Here is an 18,219-nt window from a genome sequence, read left to right on the forward strand (position 1 = left end):
AGGCTGCGCCGACTGCGCAAAGTCTGATCATCTTTATTTCCAGGCGGATGCAAGCAAGACGCTCCGAAGAAAGACTGCCGGCTATGAGTATTCCTCCACATCTTTCGCCATGCATTATATCCAGCTTTTTCAGATACTCCCGATCCTCACACAGCTGGAAGCATCTCGCCATTCGCCAGCGTGCGTAGCGCGATAGGCACATTGGCCTATTGATATTAAGGTGTGTCGGGAAGCAGTCTGCTGGCCGGTGCCGGTTTTGGCGCTTCGGAGACTGTGTATTGCGCTTCGTTTTCTTCGCTCTGATCGTCCTTGTCACCACTGGTTCAAGCCGGGCGGAAACGGCTCGCATCGATTTGAGTTTCCAGGTCGAACAATCGGGTGAGAGCGTCGCGATTGAAGACGTTTGTTGTGAAGAGCCCGGTTATTTCAATGGGCCGCAGGTCTCGAACACAACTGCCGGAATTGGCGGGGCGCCACTGTGGATCAAGCTTCCGGTGCTTCGCCCTGGAGCCGTTCTGTCAATCACCAAGATGGTCGACGAAGCAGTGTTGTACGAACAACGCCCTGACGACAGGGGATGGAACATTTCGGTTTCCGGTGACAGCGTCAAACGGAGCGGCAACGCAATTCCGGTTCCGCAGGTCGCCTTTATCCTGTCTGAAGATGTTGAACCGGTAGCCCAGAGATATCTTCGCGTCAGCCAGCCCAATCTGGTTGCATTCGGATTGCAGGCCTGGGATCCGCAGGCCTTTCAGCAAACCTACGAACAGCAATGGCTGGTCACGATTCTCTTGCTGGGCTTCGTGGCTGCCATTGCCCTCTACAATCTGGCGGTGTCCGCATTTTCGCGGGAGTTGGTTTTCGCGCTCAATGCCATGACGATCACCTCCCTCGTCTTCATCGATCTCTACCTGACCGGACTGGGCGCCTATTATATCTGGACGGTCATCCTCTCAAATCAGATCCTGAACATCGCGCTTGCAACCACGATCGTTGTTGGCGCGCTGTTCATATCGAGTTTTCTTGCCTTCGATCATGTCAAGCCAACAAGCACCAAAGTCCTTTATGCCTTGGCGGCCCTTGCAATTTTTGTGGCCGTAAGCGGTGTCGTCCTGCCCTATTACCTACCGCAATCCTTGCTGCTCATACTCGTTCTGGCGATGCCGGTGGCGGCGACGGTTATTACCGTTGTGGAATTGCTCAAGGGCAACAAGAATGCCAGGATCCTGATCTTTCCACTGGCCATGGTGATGGTCCCGGGCGGAACTCTCGTGCTTCTGAGGTCGCTGACGACGCTCCAGCTCGGGATCTTCCAGGCACATGTACTCGAGATCACACTCGCGGTTGAGGCGCTCGCCTTCTCTCTGGCGCTTGCGGCGCGTATTCGTTACCACCGGAGCATCGCCGAACGCGCGCGGATGCAACTTGCCGAAATCGAACTCGAAAACGCTCGCGGATTCGTTTCCATCCAGGAAAAGGAGAGGGCCCGTATCGCTTTGGAACTGCACGATTCCGTTGGGCACGACATGGTCATGATGAAGGCCCTGATCGATGCGGCAGAGTCAGGGAGAGCCTCCCAGGAGGATATTCGCGCGGCATCCGGATTGGCAAAACGAACCCTTGCCCGCGTTCGGGAGCTTTCCCACGATCTCCATCCCGATACGGTTTCGCAACTGGGCTGGAGCAGATCGATCAAGTCCCTGTTTGCCAATCTGCAGCGCTCCTTCGGCATTCAGGTCAATATCAAAGACGACGCGGGAGAACCCCGCATCGATCGCGCCTCGCAACTGCATCTCTATCGCGTATTGCAGGAATTGGGCAGCAATATCAGCAAGCACTCCGGCGCCTCGAATGTAAGCCTGCAATTAACACAGTCAGACGTCTCATTCGACATACGCGTAGACGATGACGGGGCCGGTCTGCCCAACCCTGATGACGTCGATTTCGGCCTTGGCTTTACCTCGATCGACCAGAGGATCAAAACCCTCGGCGGGACCTGGAACACCGCAAAGAACGAACCAAACGGCACCATTGTCCGGATTTCCGTTCCCGTTGGGAAAGAGCGCGCTTCCGTCAGAGACCGGCTCCGATAGAACCGAACGGGCTTGACCTGGAGCAGCATCCTTCTTCTGCCGAACAATCACTGCGTCCCGCAATCTGCTTACATTTCTAGGTAGCTTTGCCGATTGTGGCGAGACGCGGCGCTTTCCATTCTCATGCTCATACAGCGGACCAGCTGAACAGGCCCACGGCTAAAGGAGAGAATGATGCTTCGGATTCTTGCAGTCTTGCTTGCATGTATGGTTTTGTCGGCTCAATTCGTTTCTTTGGCGAATTCCCAAAACGGTATCCATCGCCTTGGTCACCGTTGGGATGTGACGGTTCCAGGTGGCTGGAAGGGAATATGGACCCGCCGGGACATATCCGGGGGAATTTCCAATATTTACGATGCTGCCTGGCACCATCCCACCCACGGCAGTATTCGATCAGAACTTCGTATCCATATCGATGTGCGCGATGGTTTGATCATCGAGCGCTGGGACATCAACGGCCCCCAGGCAGGTCGCAAGTGCACATACAAGGGGTCGCTGAACTATCCGAGGCGAACCGCAGGCGGCACCTTTGGCTGTGCCTGGGCCCCAGGGCCATATAACTGGCGCGCGACCATATGGAGATGAGATGCGGTGCACGCCCCGCCAATCGGAAAATGATGCGAACCCGGGGATGACGGATGTCATCATATTTACCCTGTTCGGCCTGGCGGTCGCATCATGGATCGTGGTGGCGGTCGCAGGATTTCTGACCGCCCGGAATCGCCGGCCCACTTCAAACTGGCGTTTCTGGTTCGATCCGGGTGTGCATTGGCGCCACAAGCTCGCCGCTGAACATCTCACGGAAAAAGGAATGCGTTATCATGCCCTTCGCTCGCGAGCGTTGTTCCTTTTCATCGCCAGTTGCTTTGTCCTGATGGTTGCGATCCTGCTTGTCGGAAAACCGGTTTGAGAACCGCGCCACCCCGACCTGCCTATCGCCAGGACCCGGTTCTGCAGCATTCATCTTTACCGGCGCCGTCGGCCCTGGGGCCGATCGCTGCCGGCCAGAACCGGCATTCTCTTCTATAGGCACTCTTGCCGATTCCGGTCTTCCCCATTGGCGCGGTAGGCTGACTTTGGAAACGCGCCTGCCTTGCGCGGCAAATCGCCGAAGAATTGTTGAAAGATCAAACAAGATGGGATGAGTGCATGTCGAATAGCCACCTGTCATTACGTTTGTCGCCAGCTCGCAACGCCGGGATTTGGCATTCGCTTCCCGGCCGGTTCGGACTGTTGCTAGGTCTTCTTGTTTGTGTCGCGATCGCGTCTTCTGCAAAAGCCTCAAGCGAGCGCGCCAACGAATTGAACGCCAAATTCGAAAAGGCTGCTCGAGCAGCAATGTCGGCGACTTTTGGTGCGCAACATCCAATATGTAATCCCTCTTTTAGCAGGGCGACCGAACGTTCAAAGGGCCGAGTTAACTGGTTCGTCATCTATCGCTGCTCCCGTGACGAGGGACGCAAGTCTCACAGTGTGACTGTCACTGCCAAGATGAACGCCTTCACTTATGATCACCCCACCATTGCCATGAAAAACTGGGATGATTTCAAAATTCGTTCTCTTGACAAGCGGAAAAGCACCGATTGGCGGAGGACCGACTGGCGCGAGGAAGATACTTTTGTCGCTCAAATCAAGCAGCGCTGGATCCGGTCGAACTTGCAAACCAGGAGTGATTATTCAGCCGCTTGGGTGACTGCCGAAGCAAAAAAGAAATTCCTTGGATATCAAAGCGACAACAGGCGTCTGAGCGATCCCCAGGCCGTTCGCGTGCATATCGAGGTCAAATTCAACCACAATGACATCGACTCCGTCAAACCGGCCGCGCCAGAGGTAGCCTATTCGATTGCGAGATTGATCATCAACGACCTCGTTAACGAACAAGGCGGCGATCAGCCATGCAAAAACCGGGATTTAGCGGAGCTCAAAAAAATCGAACGAAGCGCTGTTCAGCTGTATATTACGGCGTGCGCCAAGAATTTCCGGCTTTCCCGAACCATCACCTTTCCATACGTTGATCTTGCTCTTTATCTGAAGGACGAAGATGGCAATGTACCTGTGTTGCGGACCGGGTATGAAGTTGAACTGTACAAGAGAATCAAGCGCTCTCTGGTGAACCGGGAAACTGCAAACCCGATATCACCTGTGGGACTTTTCTATACAACCATCAATGCTATGCTGAAAAAGGATCGCGGGCGCGATCAGGAAAAGCGCGTGACAGTCAATCTGTTCGAGGCCCAACTCACCGCGCTGAATGTCACACGCCTTCTTGCTCGACCAGAACAATGGGCTGGTGAATATCCCAGGACCTATGCCGGTCAGGATCGACGCAAGGCAGATCTCGCAAAACCGATGCTTGAAGATATCCTCGGCATACAGTCGGTCGATCGATATCCGTCTTTCGCACGGTACATCGGAATCCGAAGTTTCGATGTAACAGCGATTGACGATCCTTTTTTTGGGCCTGACGGAGTGTTTGTTTTTCACGAAGCTGCACGTGCTGCGAATGACGGTTTTGGACCCGAACATTGGAACGGCGGTATTCACTACTATTATTGGACTGGCGCACTGGGCCATTGGCTCGGCAACCACAGCACTTTGCAGGGCGGAGGCCTGGCGGGTGTGGTCGGCGCTTCGATTTACGAGTATTTGCAGAAACTTTTGGGAGGCAACCCCGAGCGCAGTATCGTACAGCTTGGCAACGGCTTCCAGCCGGGCGCCAAATTCGCATCCCGTTTACAGTCCCAGTATGAAGCGATTGCCCAGTTCGACGAGAATATGGTTTCGGATTGACATCGGACGTCGGTGACCATCGGCCCGTTTTGCAAGTTGGCATTGGTCATGATGCGGTCCCGTCAGGATAGGACTGCAAATTTGTAGCGCGAAACCGCATTTTCAGTACGGCTTTTCCAGGGCGCGACTTTGACGAGTACAGTCAACGGAATGTTGCCGCGATGGGCCGCAATTAGGGCAACCAGAACCGTGGCCAGCAAGGCTGCGATCCTTCCATGGAAGACTGCTGAGACAGCCCAAAACTGGCCGTTTGACGACGGCCTTGGAATGCAGGTTGCAACACCTGCAGAGAAAGCTGCAGGTGTTGTTCCTGATATTGTCGCTTCGCGTCCCGACTTTCTGTTGTTGGCATCTGCACAGCCATTTACACAGGCCGGATGTTCAGACAATTTGGGGGTTGGTGCGGCCAATTCACCTTCACCATCTTCCCAAGATAGTATTCGTTCGAATGACAGATTCCGCCATCACTGGACATTCGCTTCGCTCGACCGAACGACCGGTTACAGGGCTCCCAGTTCTATCGTGACTGGCCGAAATGGGCGCGCAAAGCTGTCGATCGCGTTGTCGAAACGAATGACTACTATCGGTTCAATGCGGCCGGCTGACCCCGCAGGGCAGATTACCATCTCGGGCAATAAAGCAGACCCTGATGTTTGATACTCCGGCGTGATCCAGGTTTCCCAAAACGCGCCTCGGACGGCGAGCCATTCGTTGCGGATGTCCTTGCGTTGCCGGAGGTCGGCGGGCGCGCCTTCGAAAGCCACATCGCCGGGCGCCGGGCGTCCCGCTCGGTATCCTCCGAAGAGGGGAGGGCCGCGCGTCTCCGTCGGTGCGCTCAACACGGTTCCTGTCTCGGCCTCTGTGATGGAAAGTGTTTCGCGGTTCTCGCCGCCGAAGGCGACGTTCGTCGTGTGCAGCACTGTTGGCGAGACGAAGCGGCGCGCCGGTTCTGCTCGCGGCGCTAAGCGGCCTTTTCCGTTCGCGCAAGAAGAAGCGCGGCGGTCCCCATCAGACCAGCCGAGGCGCGGTTGACGATTCTGCGCCGTAGAGGGGTAAGGGCACGCGCTCCGACCAGAGTTCCTGCCGACACCCACAGAAGCGCGGCCATGCCTTCGACCAGCAAATAGAGGGCGCCGAGTACAAAGAGCTGCGGCATTAACGCAGCGCCATCATTCACAAATTGCGGAATGAAAGCGGTGAGCAGGAGGTAAGCCTTGGGATTACCCATCAGCGTGAAAAATTCCCGACGTATCAGCATCGAAACCTCGGGAGCTTCGATCTCGGTCGAGACATCCGCAGTCCAGAATTGCCACGCGAGATAGAAAAGATACGCAACGCCGACCCACTTCAGCGCGACAAAAGCGAGTTCGGAAGTGCGGAGCAAGACATCGAGGCCCAGAGAGACCAACACAACAAGGACAGCCCATGCGGCCAGACGACCGAAAATACCCTTAGCGGTCTGCAACCAGCCGGCTTTGGTTGCAGAAATGAAGGCCAGAAGGTTATTGGCTCCCGGTGAGGCGCCTAGAAGCAGCGCCGCCGGAAGGAAGATCAGTAGCTGTTCTAGCGTCATTGCCGCCCCCTTTCTGTTTCCAAGGTTAGTATAGGGCATTTCGCCCGAAAGGCATCGTTTTGCCAAAGCCGACATTCATGCGTCGCGCAGCATCCGTCAGAAAGGGCTCGAAGCCGTCAGTCGCTGAACCTGCGACGATTGACGGCTGTGCGGACAAAATGAGCTTTCGTTGCGGCCGCGCAAATGGCTGCTTTGCCGAGCGTTTCCCCGTCTCCTTTGCCTGTGGCCTCAATTACTCAGTCGCCGTTGCCGCGGGCGCTGTCGTTGGCCGAAATGAGGTGTCAGGTGTCTGGGCATTTTGGATGATCAGTCCCACCAAGGCCAGACCGCCGACCGCGGCCAGCGTTAATCCCAACGGTGCGAGCCCGATCAATCGCTTGCGCCAGCGTTTGTCTGGCCCAACGAACCCTGCCGCAGCGGCAACCAGCGCCACCGCAAGCGCGGCGATCTGCCATTTGAAGAAAACATCCAGCCGTTTGAATCCGGTGTCGATGTTTCTTGGTCCCTCAATGTCAGAAGTCGTAACATAGGAGCCTGTCTGGAGTGCGATCCAAAGCGCCAGCAAAACCAGGACAACGCGCAGTCCCGACATCGGTCAATCTCCTTGCCAGTCGCTGTCGCGCTTGCCATTGTTCGACACATACACAATCACGCTGGATTTCTCCTGCTTTGCCAGAAAAACTGCATCGCCCCGGAGTTCAGGCGGCGGACCTTCGCTAACACCTTGTGCGACCGATCCCCGGTGGATCGCTCAAGTCGGCTTTGTCATCCGACTCCTGCATCAACGAAAACATAAAACGCCGCGCGTGCTGTGGGGCGTTGACCTCACCGGTATTATCCAAATTCCGGATATGCCAACCGGCAATGTTGACTGGATTGGTCTCAGCCGGGAACTCAAGTGGTGCAAAGACGGGAAGCGCGCGGCCATCGGCGCTTTCCACAGCGATGCGCTTGCCGTGGTCAGTGGGAACCAACAGAAGAGCAATTCCATCGCCTTCTTTTCGGAAGGCATCGGGGTGGCGGATTGACGCCGCAGCGTCAAGGCTGTCCCACCCTGGCGCGCCCCCGGAGGTTTGGGTGGCGCCGGCCGAAGCGGGTAACAACGCCATGGCGCATGCTCCCGGCCCAAACGCATTCAGCCTGTGCATTGCACCTCAACCCGTCGATTCAATGATCGCCCGGCCTCATCGGCGTTGCTTGCAATAGGCTCGTCCTCGCCGCGCCCGGCCGCGGTGACCGTTGCCGCGTTCAACCCCAAAGCGACAAGCGCTTTGGCAACCGATGCCGCCCGGCGTTCGGAAAGGTCGCGGTTATAGTCTTCAGCGCCTTCGCTGGAGGAATGGCCGACAATTGTGACCGCATCTGCGCCATCTGCCCGCAGACCTTCATAAAGATCGGCAAGAACAACGCTGGACGATGGCCGGATGACATCGCTGTCAAAGTCAAACTGAATGCCGTGCACGATTGATCCACAGCCCAATTTGGGCGGCTCGGGTGCAAGACAGGATGCCGCATTGTCCGATGACCCGCCATTATATGAGCTGAACGGAGCGCCGTTCGTTGATCGCAACCCTTGAATCGAGCCATCGTCCCTCGCCAGCAAAATAAATTGCGAGGGAATTCCGGCCGCATTCTCACCAAGTGCACGAAGAACATTGCCAGACACCGTGCCGGTCAACATCGACTCGCCGTCATAGCAACCGGTCACCGTCGCACCGTTTTGCTCCAACTCCAGTTTCACTCCGCGGCCTGTCCAGACGCCCTGGAAACCTTCAGATACAGGTGCTTCGTCCTGAACACCCGTGCCAATGAGTTCAGAGAACTCCAGAAAGCTCTTGTCTGCCTGAACGTCGACTCCGCCCTGTAACACGACACGGATCCATTGCACCTTGGGCTGGTTGGCCTCCAGTGTCAGCGGAGTCACCTGGTCGTCCTCGGTATGTGTCTCAAGCACACCGGACGCCAGTGGCACGAATGGACCTTCCGGTCCTTCGGATGATCCGGAAACTGTGACATTCCTGAAGAACGTTTGTGAAGGGCTTGGCGTCTCCTGGATACCTGGAACGAAAAATCCCGAGAATTTTGTTGGCGCGGGCAGAGCATAGTGGAAAGCAACACTTTGTTCCGCCGTCGCTGGTTTGCGCATCGCTACAAATTTGACAGGGTTGCCATCAATCATTGCGATGGCGTGCTCTGGTCCGACACGCAGAACTTCCGCGTCTTGACCCAGTTCCAACGGCAGCGCGCCTTGCGCGAAGCTCAGCAAATCTGTGCCTGAAGGCGTTTCGGCCATCACCGGGCCGATTGCAATTGTGACAAAAAAGGCTGCCGCGCCCACCGGCGCCAAAAAGGGAATATGCTGCATTGTGGTCCGCCTTGCAAAACTCACTTCAATCATTGGCGGCGATGAAAGCACATTTCTCAAACGCCCACAAACGTTCCAGCTGATGCACATCCCAGCCAGTGCCGACGAAATCGCCGCTGTGGCAGCAGCCCTCAATGCTCGATCGAGGAAAGCCCTGGGCTGGAGGACGCCGGCGGAGACGCCTGACGAGTTGCCGCCATGAGGACACACAGTCGGTGTTGCGACGACCGTTTGAATCTGCCCAATGCACCAGCGAGCAGTTCCGGCGCCTGATGGCGGATCACGGCGTCACTTGTTCGATGAGCCGATCAGGCAATGTCCGGGATAATGCAGCCATGGAGAGCTTCTTCTTATCGCTGAAGACTGAACGGACAGCCCTCAAAGTCTATCGTACCCGGGACCAGGCCACGGCCGATTTGTTCCACTGCATCGAGCGCTTCCATAATCCCCGGCGCCGTCATTCGAAGCTGGATACCCTGAGCCCGATGGGATACGAAAAACGAACGATGAAAGCCTAACTACCCGTCCATCAAACCGGCAGCAGCTCAAAATGCCCCCTTGACTTAGAGCGCACTCTAACCTGTAGCTTCCTGTGCGTCGTGACGAAAGAAGGCGATCATGAGAATTGGTGAACTGTCGAAGCGTTCGGGATTATCGGCCCACACTATCCGCTACTACGAGCGGATCGGGCTGCTTCCCTATGCCGACAGGGACCAATCGGGTCAACGTGACTACGACGCATCAATCCTGATCTGGATCGAATTTCTCGACCGTCTCAAAACGACCGGGATGCCTATCCGGGAAATGCTGCAATACGCAGCCTTGCGGGAGCGCGGCGTCGGCACGGAAGCGGAGCGCAGCGCGTTGCTCGAACAGCATCGCGATCGTGTTCGCGCGCATCTGACCGAACTGCAAGCCTGCCTTCTCGTCCTCGACACCAAGATTGCCGGATATGCCGGCAGCAAAAAGAGGATGAAAGACTATGACGCATCAATCCCCGAACGTCGGCGAAAGCCGGCTGGAACGCGGCAAGCGGGCGCTCGCTGAAATCGACGGCGAGGCCGGATACAATGTCGTGGCCGCCCTGGCAGACATTTCCCCCGACTTTGCGAATTATCTGTTCGAGTTCCCGTTTGGCGACATCTACAGCCGCCCAGGCCTCGACTTGCGCGCCCGCGAGATCGCGACCATCGCGGCGCTGACAGCGATGGGGACGGCGACCCCGCAATTGAAGGTCCATATCGAAGCGGGCCTGAATGTCGGGGTGAGCAAGGAAGAAGTCATCGAGATCATCATGCAGATGGCGGTCTATGCCGGCTTTCCTGCGGCGCTCAACGGGCTATTCGCGGCCAAGGAAGTGTTCGCAGCCCGCATTCCAGTCGAGCAGGGGCTATCGGAATGATGAATGCGCTGCGCTCCTCGCTTGCGGCCAGGGCACTGGCTCTCGCCGTGGTTTCTGCTTCCCCATTCGTTGGGCCGACTGCCGCATTCGAGAACCCGGCGACACCGGAAAAGCTATGGGACGGCTTCAGTTCGCCGGTCGGCATGGCTTTCGACGCCAAGGGCAATCTGTTCGTGGCTGAATGGGGGGCGGGCCGTGTCTCGCGCATCGACCCTGCCGGGAAACGCACCACTTTCGCGGATGTACTTTCCGGTCCTTCCGGCCTGACCATCGGCCCAAATGGTACGATCTACGTCGCATCCTATTCGCGTGATGAAGTCTATCGCTTCACCCCGTCCGGTGAGCGCCGCGTGCATGTGACCGGCCTGGCGACACCCGCTGGATTGAGCTTCGACAGATCCGGCCGACTGCTTGTCGCCAATCGCCGGACCAACCAGATTCTCTCTGTTTCCCGGAGCGGCGGCCTGGAGCCCGTCATCGGCGGTCTACGAACGCCAGTCGGTGTGGTGCAGACACCGGACAATGGCTATGTCGTCTCCAACATCGGCGGCGGAGTCACGATACTGCGCCCGGACGGCGCTCGCATCGAGGCCGGCGAGGAATTCGGTACGCCTGGTCCCGGCGTGGCGATGACGAAGGACGGCCGTGTATTCGTGGTCGATTATGGCGGAACGACCGTGCGGAAAATTCTGTCGGATGGCCAGTCCCGCATTGTTGCAGAGGGATTGCGCAGCCCGGTCGGCCTGGTTGTCACACCCGACGGGGCCTCGCTGCTCACTGCCACGTGGGGCGATGGAACAATCTATCGGATTCCGGTTCCAGATTGAGAGAGCAACTGTCGCGAAATTCCCGAGACCTCCGACAGCACCACGCATTCTCTTGAAAGTCGTAAAAGCGGAACAGTTGACCTTGGTCCTTGCCAGCTTGAAAAGTAAAACGAACGTTTTACATTGATGCCCATGGACACCGAAGGAGGCTCTTTGTGGAAATGAGCACCAGGCTCACTGCCGCTGCCGAGCGGCTCTTCGACCGGCACGGCTACATGGCCACCGGGATGGACCGGCTGATCGCTGTTGCGGGGATGTCGAGCCGGACGCTCTACAAGCATGCGGGTAGCAAGGCGCAGCTCATGGCGCGCGTGCTGAACGAGCGGGACCGGCGCTTCATGGCTCGGCTCGAGGTGCAAAGCGTGGACGCGCTGTTCGCAGCCCTCGAGGACTGGGTGCGGGTAGAAGGCGCGCGGGGCTGCCTGTTTCTGCGATCCCGTGCGGAAACCGGCGGTGAGACGCCCGAGATCGCGGAGGCGGTTGCGATACACAAAGCGGCGTTTCACCGACGGATCGAAGAGGTTGTCGCAGTAAACCTCGGACGCGAGGACCCGGAACTGGCCGAGCAGGTGCTGGTTCTCCTTGAGGGGGCAACCCACGCGGCGGTCTACCGGGGCGCGGAAGCCGTGTCCGCAGCGCGGGCGGCGGCGGCCATTCTGATCGAGAGGGCGCAAACATGAGCCCCGCCCTTCGTGTCGGCGCGACAGGTTTCGGCCTGATCGCGGTCTGCTACGGTTTCGCCCGCTTCGCCTTCGGACTGTTCCTGCCGCAGATCGACGGTGATCTGAGCCTCGGCTCCTCGCTCAGCGGCATCATCTCCGGCGGCGCCTTCGCCGGCTACTGCATCGCCATCGTCGCATCAGCGGTGCTGACCGAACGGATCGGCGCACGCCAGGTCGCCGTCGGTGCGGCCCTCGTCGCCGCCGCCGGCATGACAGGGATCGCGCTCGCTCCGTCGCCACTGGTCCTTGCCGTTGCCGTGGTGGTGGCGGGATCGAGCACCGGCCTTGCCTCGCCGCCCATGGCCGCCGCCGTGGCCGCTGCGGTACACAAGAGCCGTCAAGATATTACGAACACCGTAATCAATGCGGGGACGAGCGCCGGGGTGGCCTTTTCGGGACCGATCGCCCTCGCCATTGCCGGGCAGTGGCGGCTGGCCTTCGGCGCGTTCGCCGCCGTGGCGGTGGTGCTCGCGGCCGCGGCCGCAGCCTCTCTTCCGGCCTCACGGGGCGGCAAGGGCGCTGGCGGTTTGCCTCCGATGAATGGCCAGGTCATCCGCCTGATCTCCGCGTCGTTCCTGATGGGGGCCGCAAGCACCGCCCTGTGGTCCTTCGGAGGCCATCTCGTGTCGCAGCAATTGGGATGGGGGCCAACCGGAACCGGCATCCTTTGGACCTGCATCGGCGCTGGCGGCATTGCCGGCGCCTGGGCCGGCACGCTCATCGGCCGGTTCGGTCTCGACCCGGTTCACTGGATTTTCCTGGGACTGATGGCCGCGAGCATTCTTGCGGTCGGACTGGGCATCGCCACTCCCGCACTTGCTTTGATCGGAGGCGCTCTCTTCGGCGCGGCGTATGTGATGTTGACCGGGGTATACCTTGTCTGGGGCATCCACGCGTTGCCGGACCGTCCCGCGACCGGGCTTATGATCGGGTTCCTGACCATCGCCTTCGGCCAGACCGCCGGCGCGCCTCTCTTCGGGTTTCTGATGGCAGGTCCGGGCGCGGGATCGGCTGTGACCTGTTTTTCCGTCGTCGCGCTCCTTGCCGGGGCCTTTCGTGCAGGAAGCGCGACCAAGAGCGCTGCTGCGTAGCCTTCGAAAGGCGCCGGGGAGCGCTTCGCTCGCAAATCGTGGAAGGGCTCAACGCGGCCGGCTGACCCCGCAGGACAGATTACCCTCGCGGGAAACAAAGCAGGCATTGAAGTTTGACACGCCGTCGTAATTCAAACTCCCAAAGCGCGCCTCAGACGGCGAGCCATTCGTTGCGGATGTCCTCGCGCTGGCGGAGGTCGGCGGGCGTGCCTTCGAACACCACTTCGCCGTGGCCCATGACATAGACCCGGTGGGCGATGTCGAGCGCAATGGCGAGTTTCTGTTCGACGAGGAGGATCGCCACGTCGCGCCGTGCGATCTCCTTGACGAGTTCGGCGACGCGCTGGACCATCTGCGGCGACAGGCCTTCGGTCGGTTCGTCGATCATGATCAGATCGGGATCGCCCATCAGGGTGCGGCAGATCGTGAGCATCTGCTGCTCGCCGCCCGACAGCACGCTCGCCTCGACGTCCGCCCGGGTTTTCAGGTTTTCGAACATGTCGAACATGTTTTCCATGGACCAGCGCCCGGCGCCGTCCTTCTGGCGGAACTTCAGCCCCAGGCTGAGGTTCTGGCGGGTGGTGAGGCCCGGAAAGATGTCCCGGTTTTCCGGCACGTAGCCGATGCCCATATTCGCCACTTCATAGGCCTTGGAGCCGGCGATCTCGACGCCCTTGAACTTGACCGAGCCGTGCGGCTCGACCTCGCCCATGATCGCCTTGCAGGTCGTGGAGCGGCCGACGCCGTTGCGCCCGAGCAGGGCGACGATCTCGCCTTGCGCGATCTCCATGTTGATGCCCTGCAGGATATGCGACTTGCCGTAATAGGCGTGCATGTCTGTAACCGTGAGCATCAGTGTTCGGCCTCCAGGGCGGTTCCGAGATAGGCTTCCTGGACCCTCGGACTGCGGCGGACTTCTTCCGGAACGTCTGTCGCGATGATCTCGCCGTAGACGAGCACGCTGATCCTGTCGGCGAGACCGAAGACGACGCCCATGTCGTGTTCGACCACCACCAGCGTGCGGCCCTCGGTCACCTTGCGGATCAGGTCGACGATATAGTCGGTTTCCGAATGGCTCATGCCGGCCGTGGGCTCGTCGAGCATGATCACGTCCGCGCCGCCGGCGATGGTGATGCCGATCTCGAGCGCGCGCTGCTCCGCATAGGACAGGAGGCCGGCCATGGTGTCGCGACGGCCGGTCAGGTTGATCTGTTCGAGGATCTCCTCGGCGCCCTCGGTCAGCGAAGGCTGGTTGTGAACGAGGTTCCAGAACGAGTATCCGTAGCCCTGCGGCCACAGGAGCGCGCAGCGGATATTCTCGAACACCGTCATCTTCGCGAAAATGTTGGTGATCTGGAACGACCGGCTGAGACCCATGCGATTGATCTGGTAGGGCGCCTTGCCTCTCAGATCCGCTCCGTGCAGCCGGATGCGGCCGGAAGTGATGTCGAAGCGGCCGGTGATCAGATTGAAAAGGGTGGACTTGCCGGCGCCGTTCGGCCCGATGATGGCGTGCCGCTCGCCGGCCGCGATACGCAGATCCACGCCGCGAATGATCTCGATCCTGCCGAAACTCTTCGTCACGCCTTCCAGTTCGAGCGCTGGCGCCGTCATGCCGATCCTCCTTCCGGTGTGTTGGCGTCGTTCCAGGCCGCCCGCAACGCCGGCGCCGCCCGCCTGGTCAGCGCCAGCGCCACAGCCGTGACCGCGACCGCGACGACCCAGGGCAACAGGGCGTGGCTGTCGAACGTCATCCAGTAGAGGCTCATTTCCTCGTCGCCCACGGATGCGTGGCGCACGTGGAAGACCATCTCGATGAGGGCCGCGACGCCCAGCACGGCGAAGAAGGCCGGGACGAAGCAGATCAGATAGGGCATGATCAGCCGGCCCGCCTTGCCGAGCCGTATCGCCGGCGCGTGCATCATGATGAGGCCGGCGATGCCGCCGGGGAAGAACATCACCGTCGCCAGGAACAGCAACCCGGCGTAAAAGCCCCACAATTCGGTCTCCAGGCTCAGCACCGTCTGGACAAGGGTGAAGACGACCGTGCCGATGATCGGTCCGAAGAAATGTCCGACGCCGCCGAGGAAGGTGACCAGAAGGATGGTTCCCGACGTGGTGAGATTGAGATTTTCCTCCGTCAGGATCTCGTAGTTGATCGCGAACAGTCCGCCCGCGACGCCGGCGAAGAAGCCCGACACCACGAAGCTGTAGAAGCGCACCCAGCGCGACGAATAGCCCAGGAACTCGGCCCGCTCGGGATTGTCGCGCACGGCGTTGGCCATGCGCCCCATGGGCGTGCGCGAGAACAGGTACATGAGGATCGCGGAAAGCAGCAGCCAGAAGGCGATCAGGTAGTAGACCTCCCGCTGGTACAGAAACTCGATGCCGAAGAACGGCATGCCCAGGGTGCGGTCCGCCGACACGCCTTCCTCGCCGCCGAAGAAGACGACGATGATCACCGAGCAGGCCGCGACAAGCTCGCCGATGCCAAGCGAGATCATGGCGAAGATCGTTCCGGCGCTGCGGGTCGAGAAGCTGCCCACGATGATGGCCAGCGCCATGCCGCCAAGTCCGCCGAACAGCGGAAGGAAGGGCAGGGGCAGATAGTCGAAGAAACCCGCAACGTTCATGAGATGCACGCAGGCGAACCCGCCGACGCCCATATAGACCGCATGTCCGAAGCTGAGCATTCCGCCTTGCCCGAGGAGCATGTTGTAGGCGAGCGCAAACACCATCGTGATTGACATCTGGTTCATGATGGTGATTGCGGAGTTTGAAGGAAAGATCACCGGCAGGATGATGAGAAACAGCGCCGCCAGGATCCAGGGCAGCTTGCCGATCACCATGCTTCCCGCGCGCATGCGCTGGCTGGGCCGGGTAGGATCCGTTGTGATATCGTCCGTCATACGTCACGCTTTCCGAACAGGCCGCGCGGTCTGAAAATCAGGATCAGGACCATCAGCATATAGGGAAGGATGTCGGCGATCTGCGGCGACGTCACCGTCCACAGGTCGCGCCAGGCGCTGTCCCAGATCGGCTCCGGCTTTTCGAAACCGAGCGCCGTCAAAAGGTCGGCCATCTCCAGATTGTAGGATTTCGCGAACGTCGTTATCCAGCCGATCAGGAGCGATGCGATGAGCGCGCCCCACAGGCTGCCGAGGCCGCCGATGACGATCGTCACGAAAATGATCGATCCGAGCACGAACGCCATGCCTGGAAACGTGCCGAGAACGGGGCCCGCGATCACGCCTGCGACGCCGGCAAGAGCGGTTCCCGCGCCGAAGACGCCCATGAAGACCAGCGGCACATTGTGGCCGAGCGCCTCGACGGTCTTGGGATAGCTGAGCGCCGCCTGGATGATCATTCCGATCCGCGTCCGCGTCAGCACATACAGCAGGCCGAGAAAGATCGCGACGGAAATGAAGATCATGAAGACCTTGTAGGCGGGGATGGAATTGCCGGCGATCGAGAAGGCGGTGAACTGGAGGACTTCCGGTATTCCGTAGGACACCTGGTTCTTGCCCCAGATGAACTGGACGATCTCCTCGATCAGCAGGGCGAGCCCGAAGGTGAAGATAAGCTCGGGCACGTGGCCGTACTGGTGAACGCGCCTTAGGCCGTAGCGCTCCACGCCTGCGCCGGCGACGCCGACGATGATGGGCGCAAGCACGAGGCCGCCCCAGAATCCCGTATACAGGCTTATCTGGTAGCCGAAATAGGCGCCGAGCATGTAAAAGCTCGCATGGGCGAAGTTGAGCACGCCCATCATCGAAAAGATCAGTGTCAGGCCGGCTGACAGCATGAACAGCAGCAGCCCTGTCACCAACCCGTCGATGAGGTTGACGAAGATGAGTTCCACGAGGCCTCCCTTCCGGTGGTTGGCTCAGCCGCCCGGCGTCGCAAGGGAAGCCGGACGGCAAGTCCTCAGATTGGCCGGGCGCGGCGCGAGGCCCGCCCGGTCAACCACCTTTTGCCGGAATTGCTACGGACGCTCCATCTCGCAGGTCGTGTCGATGTCGGCGGACGCGTTGGTGATGGTGTCCTCGATTTTCAGGCCGTAACCCGAATTATCGAAATCGAAGGGAGCTTCCACGTCCGTGTGCCCGTAGATATGCACATCCTGGATGAGCTGGTGATCCTGCGGACGCATGTAGAGTTCGCCGCTCCACAGCCCGTCGGAGAAGGTCATGCCTTCGAGCTTGTTCGCGACGGCCACGACGTCATCGGCCGTTCCCGCCTCGTTGATCGCCTGTGCGAGCATCTCGACGACATTGGTGATCCGGGACTGGCTCAGGTTTCCGTCCGGATATTTCTCCTTGAAGGCGCGGATGTATTCCTGCGCCTTTTCCTTGTCCGGCGGGTTGTCTCCGCCCTCGGCGACCAGCTTGAGGGTGCCCTTGCCGCTTTCACCGAAGGCTGCAGTGATGCCGTCGGCCGCTGCGTAGTAGGTGTAGATCGGGCCGTCGAAACCGTTTTCGATGATCGACTTTCCAAGCCCGAGCATGTCGGCGCCCCAGTTTCCGGTGATGACTGCGTCGGCTTCCGACGCCGTAACCTTGCGGGCGTACGGGGTGAAGTCCTTCACCTTGCCGATCGGGTGCAGCTCGTTGCCGACGATTTCGATATCGGGACGCTTTTCGCCCAGGAACGACACCGCGGCGGCAGCCACCGCCTTGCCGAACGAATAGTCCTGACCGATGATATAGACCTTCTTGATGTCCTCGTTTTCCGCGATCACATCGGTTAGCGCATCCATCTTGATGTCGGCGTGGGCGTCGAAGCGGAAGTGCCAGAAATTGCATTTGTCATTGGTCAGCGCCGGATCGACAGCCGAATAATTCAGGAAAAGCACGCGGTTGTCCGGATTGCGCCGGTTGTGCTTTTCGATGGCGTCTGTCAGCGCGTTGGCGACGCCGGACGAATTGCCCTGGACGATGTAGCGGATGCCCTGGTCGATGGCGACCTGCAGCTGAATCAGCGACTCCTTCGGACTGATCTTGTTGTCGAAGGCGACAATCTCGAAGTTCATTCCTCCGAGTACGCCGCCCTCTTCGTTGACAAGTTTCTCGGCGGCGAATTCGTATTGATGCAGGCCATTGGTTCCGGTTGCCGCGAACGGTCCGGAAAGCGGATCTATATAGGCGATCTTGATGTTTTCCGCATACGCGGCGGATGCAGTAATCAACAGCGTCAGCGCAGTGGCTGCGCCGAGTCTAAGCGATGTTCGCATAAGTCACTCCTCCCAAAGAGTCTCTCCTCCCAAAGATCCTTCATCAGGCAGTCGCTACGGATCGAAGCCGAAGCCGCCATCGAAGGTGGTGCAACAGTTGCACATGAAGCCGGCTTGTCAAGC

Annotated in this window: 19 protein-coding genes and 1 pseudogene; 12 read left to right on the forward strand and 8 right to left on the reverse strand. The window is 59.4% G+C overall.

Going from position 1 to position 18,219, the window contains the following annotated elements; genetic code table 11:
* Positions 1-278: 278 nt before the first annotated feature.
* The 5 genes from K1W69_RS19350 to K1W69_RS19370 all read left to right on the forward strand — a co-directional run bounded on the left by K1W69_RS19350 (position 279) and on the right by K1W69_RS19370 (position 5,540).
* The gene (locus tag K1W69_RS19350) at positions 279-2,093 is read left to right on the forward strand and encodes a sensor histidine kinase (protein ID WP_220230095.1); all 1,815 of its coding nucleotides are present in this window, start codon (positions 279-281) and stop codon (positions 2,091-2,093) included.
* Between the two features lie 174 nt (positions 2,094-2,267).
* Entirely contained in the window at positions 2,268-2,678 is a 411-nt protein-coding gene (locus tag K1W69_RS19355) for a hypothetical protein (RefSeq protein WP_220230096.1), read from the forward strand.
* Between the two features lie 46 nt (positions 2,679-2,724).
* Positions 2,725-3,003 carry a hypothetical protein gene (locus tag K1W69_RS19360; protein WP_220230097.1) on the forward strand — a complete coding sequence of 93 codons (279 nt, stop codon included), beginning with the start codon at positions 2,725-2,727 and terminating at the stop codon, positions 3,001-3,003.
* A gap of 239 nt (positions 3,004-3,242) precedes the next feature.
* Entirely contained in the window at positions 3,243-4,883 is a 1,641-nt protein-coding gene (locus K1W69_RS19365; protein ID WP_220230098.1) for a hypothetical protein, read from the forward strand.
* Positions 4,884-5,072: 189 nt separating this feature from the next.
* Positions 5,073-5,540: a hypothetical protein gene (locus K1W69_RS19370; RefSeq protein WP_220230099.1), complete on the forward strand. Its 468-nt coding sequence runs from the start codon at positions 5,073-5,075 to the stop codon at positions 5,538-5,540.
* A gap of 304 nt (positions 5,541-5,844) precedes the next feature.
* Here the strand turns inward: K1W69_RS19370 and K1W69_RS19375 are convergent, their stop codons facing one another.
* Positions 5,845-6,456, reverse strand: coding sequence for a LysE family translocator (locus K1W69_RS19375; protein ID WP_220230100.1), 612 nt, complete (start codon positions 6,454-6,456; stop codon positions 5,845-5,847).
* A 232-nt stretch (positions 6,457-6,688) separates the two neighbouring features.
* On the reverse strand, positions 6,689-7,048 hold the full coding sequence (locus K1W69_RS19380; RefSeq protein ID WP_220230101.1) for a hypothetical protein: 360 nt from the start codon (positions 7,046-7,048) through the stop codon (positions 6,689-6,691).
* Positions 7,049-7,085: 37 nt separating this feature from the next.
* Between K1W69_RS19380 and K1W69_RS19385 the strand changes: the two genes are divergently transcribed.
* Entirely contained in the window at positions 7,086-7,484 is a 399-nt protein-coding gene (locus tag K1W69_RS19385; protein ID WP_220230102.1) for a hypothetical protein, read from the forward strand.
* Positions 7,485-7,591: 107 nt separating this feature from the next.
* On the opposite strand, the gene K1W69_RS19390 is transcribed toward K1W69_RS19385, so the two are convergent.
* Entirely contained in the window at positions 7,592-8,821 is a 1,230-nt protein-coding gene (locus K1W69_RS19390) for an OmpA family protein (RefSeq protein WP_220230103.1), read from the reverse strand.
* A 242-nt stretch (positions 8,822-9,063) separates the two neighbouring features.
* Here K1W69_RS19390 and K1W69_RS27130 point away from each other — a divergent pair.
* From K1W69_RS27130 to K1W69_RS19420, 6 genes and pseudogenes are all read left to right on the forward strand, one after another.
* Positions 9,064-9,339: pseudogene (locus K1W69_RS27130) on the forward strand (IS3 family transposase); the annotation flags it as partial.
* A 100-nt stretch (positions 9,340-9,439) separates the two neighbouring features.
* A complete protein-coding gene (locus tag K1W69_RS19400; RefSeq protein ID WP_220230105.1) occupies positions 9,440-9,868 on the forward strand; it encodes a MerR family transcriptional regulator in 429 nt (142 codons plus the stop codon).
* A complete protein-coding gene (locus tag K1W69_RS19405) occupies positions 9,804-10,223 on the forward strand; it encodes a carboxymuconolactone decarboxylase family protein (RefSeq protein ID WP_220230106.1) in 420 nt (139 codons plus the stop codon). Before K1W69_RS19400 ends, K1W69_RS19405 begins: the two co-directional genes overlap by 65 nt.
* Positions 10,220-11,050, forward strand: a complete 831-nt coding sequence (locus K1W69_RS19410; protein WP_220230107.1) for an NHL repeat-containing protein — start codon at positions 10,220-10,222, stop codon at positions 11,048-11,050. Before K1W69_RS19405 ends, K1W69_RS19410 begins: the two co-directional genes overlap by 4 nt.
* A 161-nt stretch (positions 11,051-11,211) precedes the next feature.
* Positions 11,212-11,730: a TetR/AcrR family transcriptional regulator gene (locus K1W69_RS19415; RefSeq protein WP_258571220.1), complete on the forward strand. Its 519-nt coding sequence runs from the start codon at positions 11,212-11,214 to the stop codon at positions 11,728-11,730.
* Positions 11,727-12,863 (forward strand): MFS transporter, encoded by a 1,137-nt coding sequence (locus K1W69_RS19420; RefSeq protein ID WP_220230109.1) that lies wholly within the window; start codon positions 11,727-11,729, stop codon positions 12,861-12,863. Before K1W69_RS19415 ends, K1W69_RS19420 begins: the two co-directional genes overlap by 4 nt.
* A 151-nt stretch (positions 12,864-13,014) precedes the next feature.
* Here the strand turns inward: K1W69_RS19420 and K1W69_RS19425 are convergent, their stop codons facing one another.
* The 5 genes from K1W69_RS19425 to K1W69_RS19445 form a co-directional block, all read right to left on the reverse strand.
* Positions 13,015-13,716 (reverse strand): ABC transporter ATP-binding protein, encoded by a 702-nt coding sequence (locus K1W69_RS19425; protein ID WP_220230110.1) that lies wholly within the window; start codon positions 13,714-13,716, stop codon positions 13,015-13,017.
* Complete coding sequence (locus K1W69_RS19430) at positions 13,716-14,477, reverse strand: ABC transporter ATP-binding protein (protein WP_220230111.1); 762 nt, start codon at positions 14,475-14,477, stop codon at positions 13,716-13,718. The genes K1W69_RS19425 and K1W69_RS19430 overlap by 1 nt, the downstream gene beginning before the upstream one ends.
* A complete protein-coding gene (locus K1W69_RS19435) occupies positions 14,474-15,772 on the reverse strand; it encodes a branched-chain amino acid ABC transporter permease (RefSeq protein WP_220230112.1) in 1,299 nt (432 codons plus the stop codon). The genes K1W69_RS19430 and K1W69_RS19435 overlap by 4 nt, the downstream gene beginning before the upstream one ends.
* Positions 15,769-16,725 (reverse strand): branched-chain amino acid ABC transporter permease, encoded by a 957-nt coding sequence (locus K1W69_RS19440; RefSeq protein ID WP_370688277.1) that lies wholly within the window; start codon positions 16,723-16,725, stop codon positions 15,769-15,771. The genes K1W69_RS19435 and K1W69_RS19440 overlap by 4 nt, the downstream gene beginning before the upstream one ends.
* A gap of 123 nt (positions 16,726-16,848) precedes the next feature.
* Positions 16,849-18,096, reverse strand: coding sequence for a branched-chain amino acid ABC transporter substrate-binding protein (locus K1W69_RS19445; protein ID WP_220230113.1), 1,248 nt, complete (start codon positions 18,094-18,096; stop codon positions 16,849-16,851).
* Positions 18,097-18,219 lie beyond the last annotated feature (123 nt).

It is taken from the genome of Flavimaribacter sediminis (genome assembly GCF_019492055.1).
GTDB lineage: Bacteria > Pseudomonadota > Alphaproteobacteria > Rhizobiales > Rhizobiaceae > Flavimaribacter > Flavimaribacter sediminis.